Below are 16594 nucleotides of genomic sequence, written 5' to 3'. Positions count from 1 at the left end.
TCGGGCAAAAGAACGCTTTCCGCGACCCGTTTCCCCAGGTGGGGCGACTAGCGTGAAGACGGCTTTTCCTTAACACGAGCGAAACAGTTGAGACACGGGGCGGTAACGGCGCAGGCCTACCTTCGGCTCTGATAGCCCGTGCCCCTTGGGAGGTTCGCGTGTTCAACTCCGCCGACGACGTCCTGAAGTTCATCAAGGACGAAAGGGTGCAGTTCGTCGATGTCAGGTTCACCGACCTGCCGGGGACGACGCACCACTTCACTTTCCCCACGGAGAACTTCGGTGCGAACGTCTTCACCGACGGTCTCATGTTCGACGGCTCGTCGATCCGTGGCTTCCAGGCCATCCACGAGTCGGACATGCTCCTGCTGCCCGACCCGTCCACGGCCGTACTGGACCCCTTCCGGCAGCACAAGACGCTCAACATCAACTTCTTCGTGCACGATCCGCTGACGGGTGAGCCCTACAGCCGCGACCCTCGCAACGTCGCCCGCAAGGCCGAGGAGTATCTCAAGGGCACCGGCATCGCCGACACGATCTGCTTCGGCCCCGAGGCCGAGTTCTACATCTTCGACGACGTGCGGTTCGAGACCAGCGCCCACGAGAGCTACTACCACATCGACTCGGTCGAGGGCGCCTGGAACACCGGCAAGGCCCAGGAGGGGGGCAACCTCGGCTACAAGCCGCGCTACAAGGGCGGCTACTTCCCAGTGCCGCCGATGGACCACTTCACCGACCTGCGTTCGGCGATGGTCCGCCGGCTGATCGACGCAGGCGTCGAAGTGGAGATGCAGCACCACGAGGTCGGCACGGCCGGCCAGGCCGAGATCGACTTCCGGTTCAACACGCTGCTCAAGGCCGCCGACACCATGATGCTGTACAAGTACATCGTCAAGAACACGGCCCTGGAGTACGGCCACACGGTCACCTTCATGCCCAAGCCGCTCTTCGGCGACAACGGCTCCGGCATGCACTGCCACCAGTCGCTCTGGAAGGACGGCGCGCCGCTCTTCTACGACGAGGTCGGCTACGCGGGCCTGTCCGACACCGCCCGCCACTACATCGGCGGCCTGCTCAGGCACGCCCCGTCGCTGCTGGCCTTCACCAACCCGACGGTGAACTCCTACCACCGCCTGGTCCCGGGCTACGAGGCCCCGGTCAACCTGGTCTACTCCCAGCGCAACCGCTCGGCGTGCATCCGCATCCCGCTCACGGGTTCCAACCCGAAGGCCAAGCGCATCGAGTTCCGCGTGCCGGACCCGTCCTGCAACCCGTACTTCGCCTTCGCCGCCCAGCTCATGGCCGGCATCGACGGCATCCGCAACAAGATCGAGCCGGCCGAGCCGGTCGACAAGGACCTCTACGAGCTTCCTCCGGAGGAGGCCCACAACATCCCGCAGGTCCCGGGCTCGCTGCCGGAGGTGCTGGCCGCCCTCGAGGCCGACCACGAGTACCTGCTGGAGGGCGGCGTGTTCACGCCGGACCTGATCGAGACCTGGATCGCCTACAAGCGCGAGAACGAGATCGACCCGATCCGCCTGCGCCCGCACCCGCACGAGTTCGAGCTCTACTACGACGTCTGATCGGTTAAGGCCGTGACCTGCGGAAACCCTGATGGGTGATCCGCCAGGGCACATACAGGGCATTCAGGCATCCCGTGTGAGGCCGTCGAGTGACCGTCCGTTCAGGGCGCGCTCGACGGCCTTTCGCAGCAGCGTCACCAGGACGGCGGGAGCGAGCGCATGAGCACGACCCGTTCGCGGCTCCGGGCGGCGCATCTTCTCCAGCAGGAGATCATGTTGCGCAGCGGAAATGTGGCGCAAGGTAGTTCGGTGGTCACGGATTACGGCTAGAAAAGAGAGCGCTCTCGCTCATATCGTCTTGATGACCGCCCGGTGACGCTGGCTGTTGATGATGATTGCGAGCCCGATATGTCATATCAGAAGCCGACGCTCGAGGACGTGGCACGCGAAGCCGGCGTGTCGCGGGCCACGGCCTCTCGGGTGATGAACAACATGCCGGGTGCCTCGGGTCCCACTCGCGCTCGCATCGCCGAAGTAGCGGCAGCTCTCGGGTATCGGCCCAACGAGGCGGCACGGGCGCTGGCCTCCGGTCGCCGGATGATCGTTGACCTCGTCGTGATCAACTACGACCCCGATCTGTCCTGGATCGGCGGTCATCCCTACTTCAGCCGAGTCATCGCGGGAATGATGTCCGCGCTCGACGGCAGCGCCGTACATCTGCAGATCCATGTGAGTCTTATGGCAGGAGCGGTAGAGCTCATCGACACGGTCGCACGGCAGGCGACGGTCGGCGCCGTTCTGGTCAACGTCCCCCCGGACCTGGCGATGCGTTTCCACCGCCGCTGCCCGCAGGTGGTATCGCTCAACACCCCTGCCCCATCGGTCCCCATCGTGGAGTCGGAGAACACCGCCGGGGCCTACGCCGCTGTCGGCCACCTTCACCAAATCGGCTGCCGCCGGATCGCAGCGATTCACGGCCCTGCGATCAACGCGTGTGCAAGCAGCAGAAGAGCTGGTCACCTCGGCTTGATCGGAGATGCCGGTATACCTGATATCGCTGCGGGCGGCGGGTTTCTGCGGGAGGGCGGCTACCGCGCGGCGGCCGAATTGCTGGCCCGGCATCCCGAGGTGGATGGTCTGTTCGTGTCCAGTGACCTGATGGCCGCAGGCGCGGTGCAGGCGATCACGGCCACGGGCCGTCGGATCCCGGACGACATCGCTGTGGTCGGTTTTGACGACAGCATCGCCGCGACATGCGCGAATCCTCCGCTGAGCACGATCCGGCTACCGGTCGAGGAGATGGCCGCCGCGGCTACCAAAGCACTCTTGGACGGGGACCTTCCCTCCCAGTGGCAGAAGAGTTTTCCGGTCCAGCTCGTCACACGGCAGAGCACTGACCCGACCGCGGATTACCTGACGTCTTGGGCTGCGGCCACCACCTGACACCCATCAATGTCCGCGATCCGCTCGGTGCTCCTACCCGCCGAGCGGTCCGTTGAGGTTCCCACCGAAAGGCCGTCATGCCCGCGATCCCCCCGCAGCCGGCGCCATCGATCCCGCTCCGTGCAGCGATCCGAGCGACCTACATCGTGTTCGCCGGCTGCGGATTCCTCTTCGCGAGCTGGGTCGCTCGGATTCCGCAATTGCGCGACCACCTGGCCCTGGAGCCCGCACAGCTCGGGTGGGTGCTGCTCGGCGCCGCCGCCGGTGCGGTGGTGTCCCGGCCATTGTCGGGTCCGATCGTCGTCCGCCTCGGTCAGCGACGAACAGTCACCATCACTGGGATCCTCGGGAGTATAGGGCTTGTCGTCATCGGTCTCGGCGATGTCACCGGTCTCACGGTGCTCGTCGCAGGACTGCTTGTCATCGGCTTCGCCACCGCTGCCTGGGATGTGGCGATGAACGTCCAGGGAACCGAGGTCGAGCGCGCTCTAGGCCGGTCGATCATGCCCAGGTTCCACGCCGCATTCGCCGCGGGCACCGTCGCCGGTGCGGCGCTCGGCGCCGCCATGGTCGCATTGCAGATACCCGTGGCGGGTCATCTCGCGGGCGTCGCTCTCATCGTGGCCCTTGCCGTCCCGCTCGCCGCCCGCGACTACCTCCCTGACTATCGCCAGGTCGACGACCACTCTGATTCGGTCAACGGCCCGACCCGTGGCACGTTGCGCGCCTGGAGGGAACCGAGAACCCTCCTCATCGGCCTGTTCGTTCTCGCATTCGCCTTCGGCGAGGGCGCCGCCAACGACTGGATCGCGGTTGCCCTCATCGACGATCACGGCGCTGCCGAAGCCGTGGGTGCTCTTGGTTTTGCGATCTTCCTGGCGGCCGTCACCGTGGTCCGATGGTTCGGGGCAAGTCTGCTCGACCGCTACGGACGGGTACTCGTCCTCCGCGTCCTCGGCGTGATCACCATCGTCGGCCTGCTGCTGTTCATCTTCGGCCCGAACCTTCCGATCGCTTTGATCGGTGCCCTGCTGTGGGGCGCGGGAACCGCTTTCGGCTACCCCGTCGGCATGAGCGCCGGCGCCGACGACCCCAGGCACGCCGCCGCCCGTGTCACCGTCATCTCCACTGTCGGCAAGCTGGCCGCATTCACCGGCCCGCCCTTGATCGGCTGGCTCGGTGACCACGCCACGGTGCTACGCGCCCTCCTGGTCGTTGTCGCGCTGCAAGGGGTGGCCCTTCTCATTGCCGGGGCCACCAAGCCCTTGCAACCGGAACCGGACGACCCGCACCTCCTCGGACAGCTCTCTCAGCCCGCCTGACACGATCACACCCCACCGGCGCGCATCTACCAGCAGAGCAGAGCGGCGAGCCATCAACGAGGAACCTGCCCTTCCCTACAGATCAGAAGGTGCCTGGCTGGTGTTCTGCTTGTCCCGGCTCCAGATTTCGGTGCATCGAGGGAGGTCTTTGATGCTTCCGCCTTCAGGGATCATGCCCCAGAGGAAGGGGATCAGGTACTGAGGCGGTTCGCCCAGGAGCACGGCTAGTTCGTCCTCGGTGACGGTGAGGGTGAATGCCGCGCCCGGTTGCCCGGGGTTCCATCCCTGTTCGATGGCTCGCCGGATGCATCCGACGACGAGGGCGGGGCGGACCGCGATCGTCCGTTCTCCGAGCCGGTTGTCCGGCCGAGCGCAGGGAAATGACACCACGAGGACGTGCCCCGGCTCCTCGGTCCGCTCAACGGTGACGGTGAGGGGACTCCAGCCGTTGCCCTGGCAGTAGGTGGGCCTGTGCCGGATCCGCCAGCGAAAGGCGGTGCCGTCGACGCTGATGAGCCGTGAGCCCTTCCTGGGCATCGCCACGGGCGCCTCCAAGCTTCTGCTCTGTTCCGTCGCTGTTCCGTGGGAGTACCAAAAGCAGCGAGAAGTGACGCGAGACGCCCGCAAGCGTAACCGCTGCTCATCCCCATGATCGAGCTGTTTTCGCAGGTGGCCTGATCACGCATCGGAGATCACCCAGATCTGCGAGGGCAGGGCACACTCAGGGCACATGGGCACGAGAAGCAGTGCGAAACGATGAGAACCGACGAACGCCGAAAGCCCAGCTCAGTACATAAGCTGGGCGATCAGCGCAGATCAGCCACCATGGCGGATCACATCTACGACGTCTGACCCACGCAAACCCCGAACTGTCCACACAACCGGGGCAACTTCAGGTCCGGAAGCGGCATCCGGAACGGAAGCCGGTTGAAACCACGGGGTGGGCGGCCAGCCTGGTGTGCCACCAATGATCGCTCTCGGCGGGGATGCGTACTACTCCCGCCGGTATCAATTCGTTGCCTGTATAAGGGGATACGAATGTCATTATGTACGGTGTTCTTGGAGCCGTAGTTGAGCCATGGGGTCGTCTAATGGGCAGTGGGAACGGGGATGTCGCCGGTGGGCTGGCTGAGACGATTGAGGCGCTGCGGGCCGAGCTGACGGCGGCGATGGTGCGGGGCAGCGGGAAACCGCTGCAGTTCGAACTGGGGCAGGTGGACGTCGAGTTGACGCTCGCCATCAGTCGCGAGGGTTCGGGGGACGGTGGGCTGCGGTTCGGGGTGGTCTCGTTTGGAGCAGCGGGGAAGGCAGCGTCGGAGACGACGCACCGGCTGTCGCTCACCCTCAGCCCGGTGACGGCGCGTGGCGACGGTCCCGTGCGCGTGACCGCGGACGTCGACGGCGAGCCACGCTGAGGAGGACCGGAGCGTGCTGCTGACCGCGCGGCGCGTTGCGGAGGTGTACAACCCGCAGGCCCGCGTGGTGGGCTCGGGATGGTTCGTCACTCCGCAGCTCGTGCTCACGGTGTGGCATGCAGCTGAAGGCAGCGCGCGGGACGGCGAGCCCGCGCCCGGCGCGCCGCCGCGTCGTGCCCTGTCTCCGGCGGCACTGGGCGAGCTGAGCCGCGGCCGCGAGCGGTGCCGGGTACGGGCGTTGGCGGACGCCTATAAGGAACGGCCGTTCCGGGACGCGGTGACCGTGTGGTGGCGGCCCGAGGCCGATGTGGCGCTGCTGCTGGTCACCGAGGACGCCCACGGTCCGGCACCGTCGGTCGGGTGGTCAACGACGTACTGGGCCGATCTCACCTCCGCCGACCCCGTCGAGGTAACCGCCGTTGGCTTCCCCGACCACGACGTGGTGGGCAGGATACGCGAGTCGCGGCAGCTCAGCGGGATCGTGCATCCATTGTCGGGGGTACGGGCCGGGCACTGGGTCATCACGACCGGCGCGCTGGCGCGGCCGACACTCGGCAACGGATGGGCGGGAATGTCCGGGGCGGCGCTGTTCGCCGGGGACCGGCTGGTGGGCATCATCACCGCCTCCGCCGGTGGCGCGTCCGGATCGGTCGCCGAACTGCGGGCCGTGCCCGCGCGGACGTTCGCAGACGATCCGCTGCTCGTGGCGTGGATCCGGTGGGCCGGTGGCGCGGGCATGTGGGCGTACGGGCACATCGAGCAGCCGGAGCCGAGCCGGAGGGCACCCGGTGACCTCCGGCGGAAACGGCGTACGGCCAGTCTCTTGACGAGCCCGCCTTCGCTGCTACTGGGCACGGCAGCCGCCACGGGCGCCGCCCTCCCCTTGGGAGCAGCGCCCGCAGCCGCCGTGGCCACCACCGGATGCGCAGCCACCGCGGTACGCGCATGGCACCTGCGGCGAAACAGCCCGCTGTTACCGCCTGAGCTGCTCGCCGTCGCTCCTGCGGCCGACGCCGTGCACGACCGCGGAGGCCTCACCTACCGCGCCGCCGAGCCTGGCGAGCTCGCCCGCGTCTACACCCAGCAGCACCTTGGCGCCACCGCTGAGCGGGACGCCAAAGCGCCGATAGAGCCTTTTCGCGTCACTGGACAGCCGGTGTCCGTCGAGCGCCTCCTCACCGACCCGGCCGTCCGCCATATCGTCGTCACCGGCGAGGCGGGGGTGGGCAAATCCAGCCTGCTGGAGTACGTGGAGGTCATCGCCTGGCGGTGGTGGCGGGCTGCGACCCGCGCCGAGAGGCGAGGCGGAGCACCGTTCGGGCCGCTGCTTCCCCTGCGGATCGCCGCGCGCGAGCTGGTAGGGAAGGACTCCATCGCCTCGGCCGTCGGGCCGCAGGCGCGGGCGCTGCTGGATGCCGACCCGCCGGTGCCGGGTGCGCAGGTGCTGGTGTTGGTCGATGCGCTGGACGAGGTGATCCAGCCCGCGGACTGGCGGCAGATGATGGAGGTCCTGCTCGTCACGGCTCGAGAGAGCACAAGCGGGCCCGGCATGGAGCGCCGACTGATGCTTTCCGCGCGCAGCCTGCACGACAGCACCTGGCGCGGCCTCGCCGACGTCGGGGCCACCGAGTTCCGCCTGCAGCCGTTCACCGCCGAGCAGTTACGCCGGTTCGTGATGGCGCATCAGACGGGCGGTGCCGAGCGGCTGACGGATCCCGAGGTCCACAAGCAGGCCACGGCACGGGCTGCGGAGTTCCTGGCGTACGTGCGAGCGAACGGCATGCTCGACCTGGTGCGACTGCCGCTGCTGGCGCATCTCGCGGTCAGCCAGTACTTCGACACGGGTGACGAGTCGCACGTGCAGACCCGCAGGGTCGACCTGTACGCCCGCGCCGTGGCGGAGTTCCTCGGCCGATTCCCAGAGTGGCAGGGCCCATACGAGCCACAGCTGCGGGACCGCATCGAGGAGCTGCTCGGCCAGCTGCGCGAGCGGTACGCCCAGTACGCTCCGCGCCACGTTGCCGTCACTGCCGCCCTGCACAGCTTCCTCGGCGACCTGGCCGACGCGCATCTGCGGCATGGCGCACCGCTCATCCGTGCCGCCACAGGTCTGCTGACCGATTCGGCGCACGACGACCCGTACCAGCGCCGGGCGGTGACCTCGCTGCTGGAGGCCACCGGCTTGGTCGTCGACGTCCATGCGGCCCATCCTCGCTTCCTGCACCGCACGTTCGCCGAGTACCTGGCCGCAGCGCACCTCAGGGACCGCTACGGCACCGATCCCGCCGTCTGGGGCGACGCCCTTTCCGACGCCGACACCCGCATCGCCGCGCTGTTCGCCTTCGACCGTCATCCGGCCGACCTGCAACGCGAGATCGTCGGCCGACTGGCCGCCGATCCGCAGCGGGTGGAGCAGGCCGCGTGGCTGCTGGCGGAGGGCATGTGCGACGACGAGACCCGCGACCGGATCCTCGAGCAGCTGTGGCAGCGCCCCAACAAGCAGGAGCGCGGCATGGTCCCGGTCATCCGGAACTGGCAGCAGACCAATGCCGCGCTCGCCCATCTCCCCCAGCAGCAGCGCCGACTGCACGACATGGCGACTCACCCCGACTCCGTCCCCGTCGACCGGATCAACGCCGCCGCAGCACTGGCCGGTCACGACCCGCGCGGTACGGACCTGCTGCACGACTTCGCCCACGACACCTCGTTCGCCATGCAGCTGCGGATCGCCGCGGCGGCGCACCTGGCTCACATCGACCGGCCGACGGGCACGGAACTGCTCACCAGGTTCGCGGACGACGCCACGTCCCGCCACTGTGCCCGGGCCGCCGCCCGGCTCGCCGAACACGACATCCCCGCGGGCACCTCCCGGCTGCGCACCCTGGCCGCGGACTCGCGCTACCCTGACCTGGCCAGGGTCGAAGCGGCCGTCGGGCTGTGCGCCTATGATCGTGCGACCGGGACCGACTGGCTGCGCCGGTTCGCCGCCGACGGGCGCTTCTTCGGGGACTGTCGGGTCTACGCGGCCGACACCCTCGCCGCGTTCACCGATGCGAGCGACCAGGCGCGTACCGAGGCGACGCTGCTGCTTGAGCGCATCGCCCGCGACAAAGGCGTCGACGCCGGCTACCGCGTCGAGGCGGCACATCGGCTCGCCCGCTACGACACCGACGCCGGCACCCTCCTCCTGCGCGGCTTCGCCGACGGCGTCTTGCACGGCCGCTACAGGTGCGACGCCGCGGTGCTGCTCGTGCAGCACGACCATGCGGCAGGGGTGCGGGCTCTGGACGAGACCGCCCGCGCGGTTGGCGGGAAACCCCAGCACCGACTGCGCGCGGCAGCCGAGCTCGCCCACTGGGAACCGGCCGAAGGAGAAGCCCGATTGGCCGCCCTGGCCGGGGAACCCGGCTGGGAGAACGGCCCGCGCATCCAAGCCGCCGCTCTGCTCGCCCGACGCAACCGGGAAGCGGGTCTCCCCCTGCTGCGCTCGTACGCCGCCGAACTGAGCGGTGAAGCCCGCGTGACCGCCGCGCACGCACTCGCGGATGTGGATCGGGAGGAGGGGCTGCGACTGTTGCGGGAGCTGGCCGAATCGCCGGACGCGAGCCGCTCCGTGCGGGTCCACGCGGCCGACGCCATAGGCGACTTCGACCCGCAGCTGAAAGACGTGACATTGCGAAAGATCGGGGTTGATATCGCACCGGGGGGCTGGTTCAAGATATAACACCCGTATCGGGGTCTGTGTGGACGGTGACCAAGCGGCGCAAGCTCACCGACAGAAAGGCGACATGCGGTGATCCCCCGCATCGGTGGTGGTCCGGATCCGGTTGGTCAGGCGCGGAAGATGGCGCGCAAGGGCGACTGGCAGGGTCTGTGGTGGCTGATCCTTTCACAGCCGCTGCCGCAGGCCGCGGGTGCGGCGGCACACCTGAAACTCCGCAAGTGGACTCCTCGGTCGGACGCCGACGCCCGCCTCGCCGACATCCTCACCGGCATCGATCCCAAGGAGACGATCCGGCTCGGCAAGGAGCTGTTCAACCGTACGACCCAGAAGCTGCCCGGCCACCTGGGCTTCGCCAACCCGGTGGGCTTTTCCGTACGTCACCCGATCGTGGCGCTCGACATGAGGGGTCACGACCTGCACACCTCGCGCGTCGTCACCGTCGACCGGACGGGCGTGCGGTCGACGCTGTACGAAGGGCCCGCGCAGCACTGGTCGCTGTGCGCGCTCGACAGCGAAACGGTCATCGCCCGCCGGGAATTCGACAGCGGAGGCTACCGCGGCGACACGGAGATCGTCGAGTACACCCCGGGCCGGGAGACCGTCCTGTTCCACGGCGGTGGCCTGCTGGACGCGGTGGTAGAGGCGACCGCGACGGGTTTCGTGGTCGGTACGAAGCTGAGCAGGGTCGCATTCGCCCTCGCCGAGGGCGAGCAGGAGACGCTCGATCTGGCGGAGTTCGGGATCCGTCGCGCCGATCTGTTCGCCGTCGATGCCACCGGGACCCGGATCGCCTTCGCGGAAGGCACCCGGATGCTGATCACCGACAGCAGGTTGCAGCCGCTGCACGACCTTGTGGTGGAGTCCCGGCTGCATAGCGAGTTCAGCTTCAACGCGATCACCTTTACCGAGGACTCCATCGTCACCTACGGCCGCGGCCTGGGTCTGTATCGCTGGCAGGTCATCGGTGACCGCCTCCGCGGCCTGCACTCGAGCCTGCACTCCTCACCGCGTACGTTCTTCAGGCTCAACCCGGTGGCGCCGTGGAACCTTCTGGTGGCGGAGGGCGGCAACGTCAACTATTACTACGATATCGCCACCCTCGACCGTTGCCCAGCCCCGGACTTCCTGGTGCAGGCGGGTCCCGACGGGAACGACGACGACCTGCGGATCCCACGCGCCATCGGGAGATTCACGGCGTCGGCGTACGGTCGGCTGGCGGTGTACGAGGGGGGCCTGGCGACCCACACCCGCAACTCGGTGACGGACTTCTACTCGACCGTCGTCCAGGACCTGGAGCACCCGCTCAATATCCTGGCGAAACCGGTCTCCACCCTCAACGCGGCCGATGCGGACCGCGTCCGCCGGCACCTGAAACCGTCGTCCGGCACGGCGGACACGTACTCCCTCACGGCCACCGAACGGGCCGTGCTGGAGGCGGCGGTGAAGGCGTGCGAGTGGGCGCCTAAGGTGAACGGCAGCTGACCTCCGCTGCAATGCGGCGAGCCGCCATGTCTGTGGATCGCCTCCACGCGACGCGGTCGCCGCGAAGCTGGGCATCGGCACCGCCGAGACCTCGCGCAAGTGGGTCCGCCAAGCCCAGATCGACGAAGGAACACGACCGGGAACGACCGGCGATGAGTCGGCGGAACCGAAGCGGCTGCGGCGGGAGAACGCCGGGCCAACGAGATCCTGATGGTCGCCGTCACGAGCGCCGGCCGTACGGCCATGGTGGGTTCCCAAGCCAGGCATCCGGCCGAGAACCGGAGATCATCCCGATCTGCGAAGCAGGGCACGTTCGACGGCCTTTCGCATGCCTTCCCCCGGCACTTGGAGTGCGTCACGGCCCGCGAGCGGAAGGAGTCGTCTGCGGTGTGCCGGAGGACGAGGACAGGGAGGGTCGCTCCCCCCGGGGGGATCCGGCCGGTAGCGGACAGATGTTTGGGGATATCACTTGGCCGAACGACCTGGCACAGTACTGTGGGTGCGATTGACGTCACTTTAGGTAAAGTTTGCCAGTCGGTCCAAGAGAGTAGGCACGCTCATGCAGGCTTTCACACTGCCCGACTTCTACATGTCGTATCCGGCCAGGATCAACCCCCATCTGGAACGCTCCCGCGAACACAGCGCGGCCTGGGCCCGGCGGATGGGCATGCTCGACTCGCCCAAGCCGGGCGGCGGCGTCGTCTGGGATGAGGCGGCACTGGCCAGGATGGACTACGCGCTGATGTGCGCCTACACCCATCCGGACTGCGACGGCCCCACCCTGGACCTGATCACCGACTGGTACGTCTGGGTGTTCTTCTTCGACGACCACTTCCTTGAGCAGTTCAAGTACTCCCGTGACCTTGCCGGGGCGAAGGCCCATCTCGACCGCCTCGAACTGTTCATGACCGCGGAGGGGGAGACGCCGCCGGAGCCGGCGAACCCGGCCGAGGCGGGGTTGAAGGACCTGTGGGAGCGCACGGTGCCTGCGATGTCCCTCGGGTGGCGGCGGCGCTTCATCACCAGCACGCACAACCTGATGGTGGAGTCGATGTGGGAGCTGGACAACATCGACCGTGGCCGGATCGCCAACCCGATCGAGTACGTGCAGATGCGGCGCAGGGTCGGCGGGGCACCGTGGTCGGCGAACCTCGTCGAGTACGCCGTCGGCGCGGAGATCCCCGACGGCCTTGCCGGGACGAGGCCGATGCGGGTCCTGTCGGACACCTTCTCCGACGCCGTGCATCTGCGCAACGACCTGTTCTCCTACCAGCGCGAGGTCCGGGAGGAGGGAGAGAACTCCAACGCGGTGCTGGTCTTCGAGCGGTTCTTCGGCTGTTCCACGCAGGAGGCCGCCGAACTCGTCAACGACCTGCTGACCTCCCGGCTGCAGCAGTTCGAGAACACGGCGCTGACCGAGGTCCCGGCCCTGCTGGCCGAGAACGTCGTGCCGGTGCACGAGCAGGCCGGGGTGGCCGCCTATGTCAAGGGCCTGCAGGACTGGCAGTCCGGTGGCCACGAGTGGCATGCGCGCTCCAGCCGCTACATGAACGAGGGCGCCGTCTCGGGTCCCGGCGGTGCGCTGGGGAGCCCGACCGGTCTGGGCACCTCCGCCGCCCGGCCGGTGTTCTCTCCGGGAAGACTGGGTCTGCGGCGCAGGGTCCAGCAGCAGTCGCACCTGCCGTTCCAGCAGGTGGGGCATCTGCCGCTGCCGGAGCTCTACATGCCCTACCCGATCCGTACCAGCCCGCACCTGGACGCCGCGCGACGCTACGCGGCCGGCTGGGCTCGGCAGATGGGCATGTTCGACTCGGTGCCCGGGGTGGAGATCGGCGGGATGTGGGACGAGCGACGCTTCGTCGGCTTCGACTTCGCTCACTGCGCCGCGATGATCCACGCCGACGCGAGCCCCGAGCAGCTCAACCTGTCCTCGGACTGGCTGGCCTGGGGAACGTACGGCGACGACTACTTCCCCGTGGTGTTCGGGGCGACCCGTGATCTCTTGGCGGCGAAGCTCTGCAACGACCGGCTGTCGGCGTTCATGCCGCTGGACACCGGGACCCCCATCCCGGAGCCGACCAACGCCATCGAGCGGGGCCTCGCCGACCTGTGGCGGCGCACCGCGGGGCCGATGAGCCCGCCCGCCCGGCGGCAGTTCCGCACGGCGGTCGAGGACATGACCTCCAGCTGGCTGTGGGAGCTGGCCAACCAGGCCCAGCACCGTGTCCCCGATCCGGTCGACTACATCGAGATGCGCCGCAAGACGTTCGGATCGGACATGACAATGAGCCTGGCCCGGCTCGCGCACTCCGACGTGGTCCCCCCGGAGATCTACCAGACACGGGTCATGCGCGAGCTGGACACCGCGGCGCAGGACTACGCCTGTTTCACCAACGACCTGTTCTCCTACCAGAAGGAGATCGAGTTCGAGGGTGAGGTCCACAATCTCGTCCTGGTCGTGGAGAACTTCCTGAACGTGGACCGCTGGAAGGCCCGAGACGTCGTGGCCGACCTGATGACGACACGGATGCGGCAGTTCGAGCACATCCTCGCCAACGACCTGCCGGCCCTTTTCGACGACTTCGCTCTCGACGAGCCGGTCCGCAGGATTCTCACCCGCCACGCCGACGACCTCAAGGAGTGGATGTCGGGAATCCTGGAATGGCACCGCAGGTGCGTGCGGTACACCGAGGCCGAACTCCGGCGTAACCGGATCATGGGCGCGTCGGCGGAGACGGGTTTCTCGTTCCTGCCCACGGGGCTGGGCACCTCGGCGGTGCGGGTCGCAGCCTCAGCGGGGAGCCAACGTCCAAGCCGGTGAGGATCTCGGTCGGTGGGTGAGCTGAGCGGTCGTCTGCTCGGTCATGCCGCGAGCAACTCTTCGGCATGACCGAGCACGGCATCGAGCACCGGCTGATCCGAAGCGAGCTCGGTATCCAGGAAACCAAGGACGTCGCGGATCGCGACCGGCAACGGCTCGGACGCGAAGCCGGCCAGCTGCGCCTGCGCGGGGTCCTTCACAGGCGTCCCTTTCCCCCGCAGATGGCACACCCACGCGGCCAGGATCCGGGTCGCGCCCTGCGGTACGCGCCCCTCTGCGCGCTCGGCCCGCAGTGCGGGCACGACGCGGACGGGCAGCTTCTGCGAGCCGTCCGCTGCGATCTGGGCGAGGAGGTGCCGGATGTTCGGATTGGCGAACCGTTCCAGCAGAGCGACCCGGTAGGACGCGACCTCGTCCATGGACACGGTCAGGTGCCGTCCCGCCTCGTCCCACCACTGCTCCAGCCACACTCGGCAGATCGGGTCTGCGACGGCGTCAGCCACCGTCTCGTGGCCGCGGATGCCGGCACCGTAGGCGAGCAGCGAGTGCCCGCCGTTGAGCAGCCACAGCTTGCGCTGCTCGAAGGGCGCGACCTCGTCCACGAATATGGCGTCGGCACTCTCCCAGGCCGGACGGCCGCCTGGGAAGTCCCCGCTGATGACCCACTCGCTGAACGGCTCGGTGACCACTGGCTCCGCATCCGCCAGCCCTGTCACGGCAACAACGGTTCCGCGATCGGCGTCGACGGTCCTGGGGGTGATCCGATCCACCATGCTCGTGGCCCAGGAGACACTGTCCGCGATCCACGTCGCGAGTGTGGGATCCACCAGGATGGCCAGCTCGCCCACGACTCCGGCGATCATTGTGCCGTTCCCGGGTAGGTTGTCGCACGACATGACCGTGAGCGCTCCACCGCCGGCGGCTCGACGTGCGAGGAATCCCGCCACAAGGCGGCCGGGCGCGGTCATGACCGGAGCGGTCGGATCCGACACAAGTGCTGTGACATCCTGCTGAACCTCAGGCCGGTCACTGGCGAGGTGACCGTCGGGGCCGCGCCAGTATCCCGCCTCGGTGACAGTCAGAGTGATGATCGAGATTTCGGTGGAGCGCAGGTAGTCCAGCCACGCCGCGTGGTCTCCGGCCGGGTGTACCGCGGAGACACTGCCGATGACCTCGAACTGATCGCCGTCACTCCCCCGCGTCACCAACGTGTAGAGCCCGTCCTGCGGAGCGAGCGCGTCGGCCAGCGAAGCGGATCGGCCGGTGAAAGCGGCGATGCCCCACTCCTTCGCGTCGGATGCGCGGGCGGTGTACCACGCCTGGTGCGCCCGGAAGAAGTTGCCCAGCCCCAGGTGAACGATGCGTACGGGCGCCGCGCCCTGATCCGCCACAGTGGCACGGGACAGCCGCGGGGCCGTGGAGCCGGGCAGCTTACGTGCGATCACAGCTTGAAGACGTTTCGGGGGTTGTCGGCGACGAGCTGAATTGCCGTCTCCGTCGCTTCGTCCTCGTCGATCCGGTGCTCGGCGACAAGGTGGGCGAGATAGCCGCTGTCCAGCCGGCGTGACATGTCATGCCGGGCCGGGATCGAACAGAACGCGCGGGTGTCGTCAATGAAACCGGAGGTCCGGCCGAAGCCGGCGGTTTCCGTTACCGCGGAACGGTAACGGCGAATGGCCTCGGGTGCGTCCAGGAACCACCACGGCGCCCCCGCGTAGACCGACGGGTAGAAGCCGGACAGTGGGGCGATCTCTCGGGAGAAGACCGTCTCGTCGAGAGTGAACAGGACCAGATGGAATCCGGGATGGGTGCCGTACCGCTCAAGCAGCGGCTGCAGGGCACGGGTGAGCTCGACCTGCACCGGGATATCGTGACCGGTGTCGACTCCGAACCTCTCGAACGTCGGGGTGTGATGGTTGCGGTGGACGCCGGGGTGCAGCGTCATGACCAGTCCGTCCTCGGCGGACATGCGGGCCATCTCCAGCAGCATGTGCCGGCGGAAGGCCGTGGCCTCGGCCTCGCGTGCCCGCCCGGAGCGGGCGGCGCGGTAGATGCGCGCGGCTTCGTTGTCCGGCAACGGCTCGGCACGGAAGTCGAGGTGACTGTGGTCGGCCGAGGTGGCGCCGTGGTCGATGAAGTACCTGCGCCGGCCCTCCAACGCCGCGATATATCCGGTGTAGTCGGTGACGTCGATGCCCGACACCTCGCCGAGGAGGGTGACGTTGTCGTTCCATCCGGCCTGGGCCGGCTCCAGGTAGCGGTCGGGCCGGAAGGTGGGGATGACGCGGGCGTTCCAGGTGGGGTCGGCGGCAAGCGCCTCGTGGGCGGACAGGTCATCGGCCGGGTCATCCGTCGTGGCGAGCACCTCGATGCCGAATTGCTCGAACAGCGCCCGCGGCCGGAACTCGTCCTTGGTGAGGCAGGCCGCGATCTGGTCGTAGATGAAATCCGCGTTGTCTTCCGACGGCCGCCGCGTGACCCCGAAGATGTCGGAGAGCTCGGAGTCGAACCAGTAGCGCACCGGCGTGCCGCGGAAGGCCGGCCAGTGCGAGCAAAGGTGGCGCCAGGCCCGTCGCGACTGCGCCTCGGTCAGCCGGTCCTGACCCACGCCGAGCTCCTGAAGGGGCACACCATTGGCGTGCAGCATCCGGGTCACGTAGTGGTCCGGAGTCACCAGCAGCGACGCGGGGTCGGAGAAGGACAGGTTCTCAGCCAGGAGCCGCGGATCGACGTGACCGTGGGGAGAGATGATCGGCGATTCCCGCACCGCGTCGTAGAGCCGACGGGCGATGGCGCGAGTCTCCGGATCGGCCGGCAGCAGCCGGTCGGGGTGCGGCTGGAGCGAGGCGATCTGCGGCATGTCC

General features: G+C 68.2%; 10 protein-coding genes and 1 pseudogene. 8 read left to right on the top strand and 3 right to left on the bottom strand.

What is annotated here, in order from left to right; all coding sequences use genetic code 11:
- Positions 1-158: 158 nt before the first annotated feature.
- From glnA to ACIN94_RS06150, 3 genes are all read left to right on the top strand, one after another.
- Entirely contained in the window at positions 159-1583 is a 1425-nt protein-coding gene (gene glnA, locus ACIN94_RS06160; protein ID WP_400700336.1) for a type I glutamate--ammonia ligase, read from the top strand.
- A 312-nt stretch (positions 1584-1895) separates the two neighbouring features.
- Positions 1896-2966 (top strand): LacI family DNA-binding transcriptional regulator, encoded by a 1071-nt coding sequence (locus tag ACIN94_RS06155; protein ID WP_400700334.1) that lies wholly within the window; start codon positions 1896-1898, stop codon positions 2964-2966.
- A gap of 77 nt (positions 2967-3043) precedes the next feature.
- On the top strand, positions 3044-4288 hold the full coding sequence (locus ACIN94_RS06150; RefSeq protein ID WP_400700332.1) for an MFS transporter: 1245 nt from the start codon (positions 3044-3046) through the stop codon (positions 4286-4288).
- A gap of 75 nt (positions 4289-4363) precedes the next feature.
- Here ACIN94_RS06150 and ACIN94_RS06145 read toward each other — a convergent pair whose 3' ends face one another.
- On the bottom strand, positions 4364-4831 hold the full coding sequence (locus ACIN94_RS06145; protein ID WP_400700330.1) for a hypothetical protein: 468 nt from the start codon (positions 4829-4831) through the stop codon (positions 4364-4366).
- Between the two features lie 548 nt (positions 4832-5379).
- Between ACIN94_RS06145 and ACIN94_RS06140 the strand changes: the two genes are divergently transcribed.
- The 5 genes and pseudogenes from ACIN94_RS06140 (at position 5380) to ACIN94_RS06120 (ending at position 13730) form a co-directional block, all read left to right on the top strand.
- Entirely contained in the window at positions 5380-5703 is a 324-nt protein-coding gene (locus ACIN94_RS06140) for a trypco2 family protein (RefSeq protein ID WP_400700328.1), read from the top strand.
- A 13-nt stretch (positions 5704-5716) separates the two neighbouring features.
- Positions 5717-9427, top strand: coding sequence for a hypothetical protein (locus tag ACIN94_RS06135; RefSeq protein WP_400700326.1), 3711 nt, complete (start codon positions 5717-5719; stop codon positions 9425-9427).
- Positions 9428-9547: 120 nt separating this feature from the next.
- The gene (locus tag ACIN94_RS06130; protein ID WP_400700324.1) at positions 9548-10909 is read left to right on the top strand and encodes a hypothetical protein; all 1362 of its coding nucleotides are present in this window, start codon (positions 9548-9550) and stop codon (positions 10907-10909) included.
- A gap of 67 nt (positions 10910-10976) precedes the next feature.
- Positions 10977-11102: pseudogene (locus ACIN94_RS06125) on the top strand (IS3 family transposase); the annotation flags it as partial.
- Between the two features lie 366 nt (positions 11103-11468).
- On the top strand, positions 11469-13730 hold the full coding sequence (locus tag ACIN94_RS06120; RefSeq protein ID WP_400700322.1) for a family 2 encapsulin nanocompartment cargo protein terpene cyclase: 2262 nt from the start codon (positions 11469-11471) through the stop codon (positions 13728-13730).
- Positions 13731-13771: 41 nt separating this feature from the next.
- Here the strand turns inward: ACIN94_RS06120 and ACIN94_RS06115 are convergent, their stop codons facing one another.
- Together ACIN94_RS06115 and uxaC are read right to left on the bottom strand one after the other, a co-directional pair.
- On the bottom strand, positions 13772-15175 hold the full coding sequence (locus ACIN94_RS06115) for a mannitol dehydrogenase family protein (RefSeq protein WP_400700320.1): 1404 nt from the start codon (positions 15173-15175) through the stop codon (positions 13772-13774).
- Complete coding sequence (uxaC, locus tag ACIN94_RS06110) at positions 15172-16590, bottom strand: glucuronate isomerase (protein ID WP_400700318.1); 1419 nt, start codon at positions 16588-16590, stop codon at positions 15172-15174. The genes ACIN94_RS06115 and uxaC overlap by 4 nt, the downstream gene beginning before the upstream one ends.
- Positions 16591-16594 lie beyond the last annotated feature (4 nt).

The sequence above is a fragment of the Streptosporangium sp. NPDC087985 genome, from assembly GCF_044741965.1.
Lineage (GTDB): Bacteria > Actinomycetota > Actinomycetes > Streptosporangiales > Streptosporangiaceae > Streptosporangium.
The sequence above is the reverse complement of the archived record's forward strand: the minus strand, read 5'-3'. Positions and strand labels throughout refer to the sequence as shown.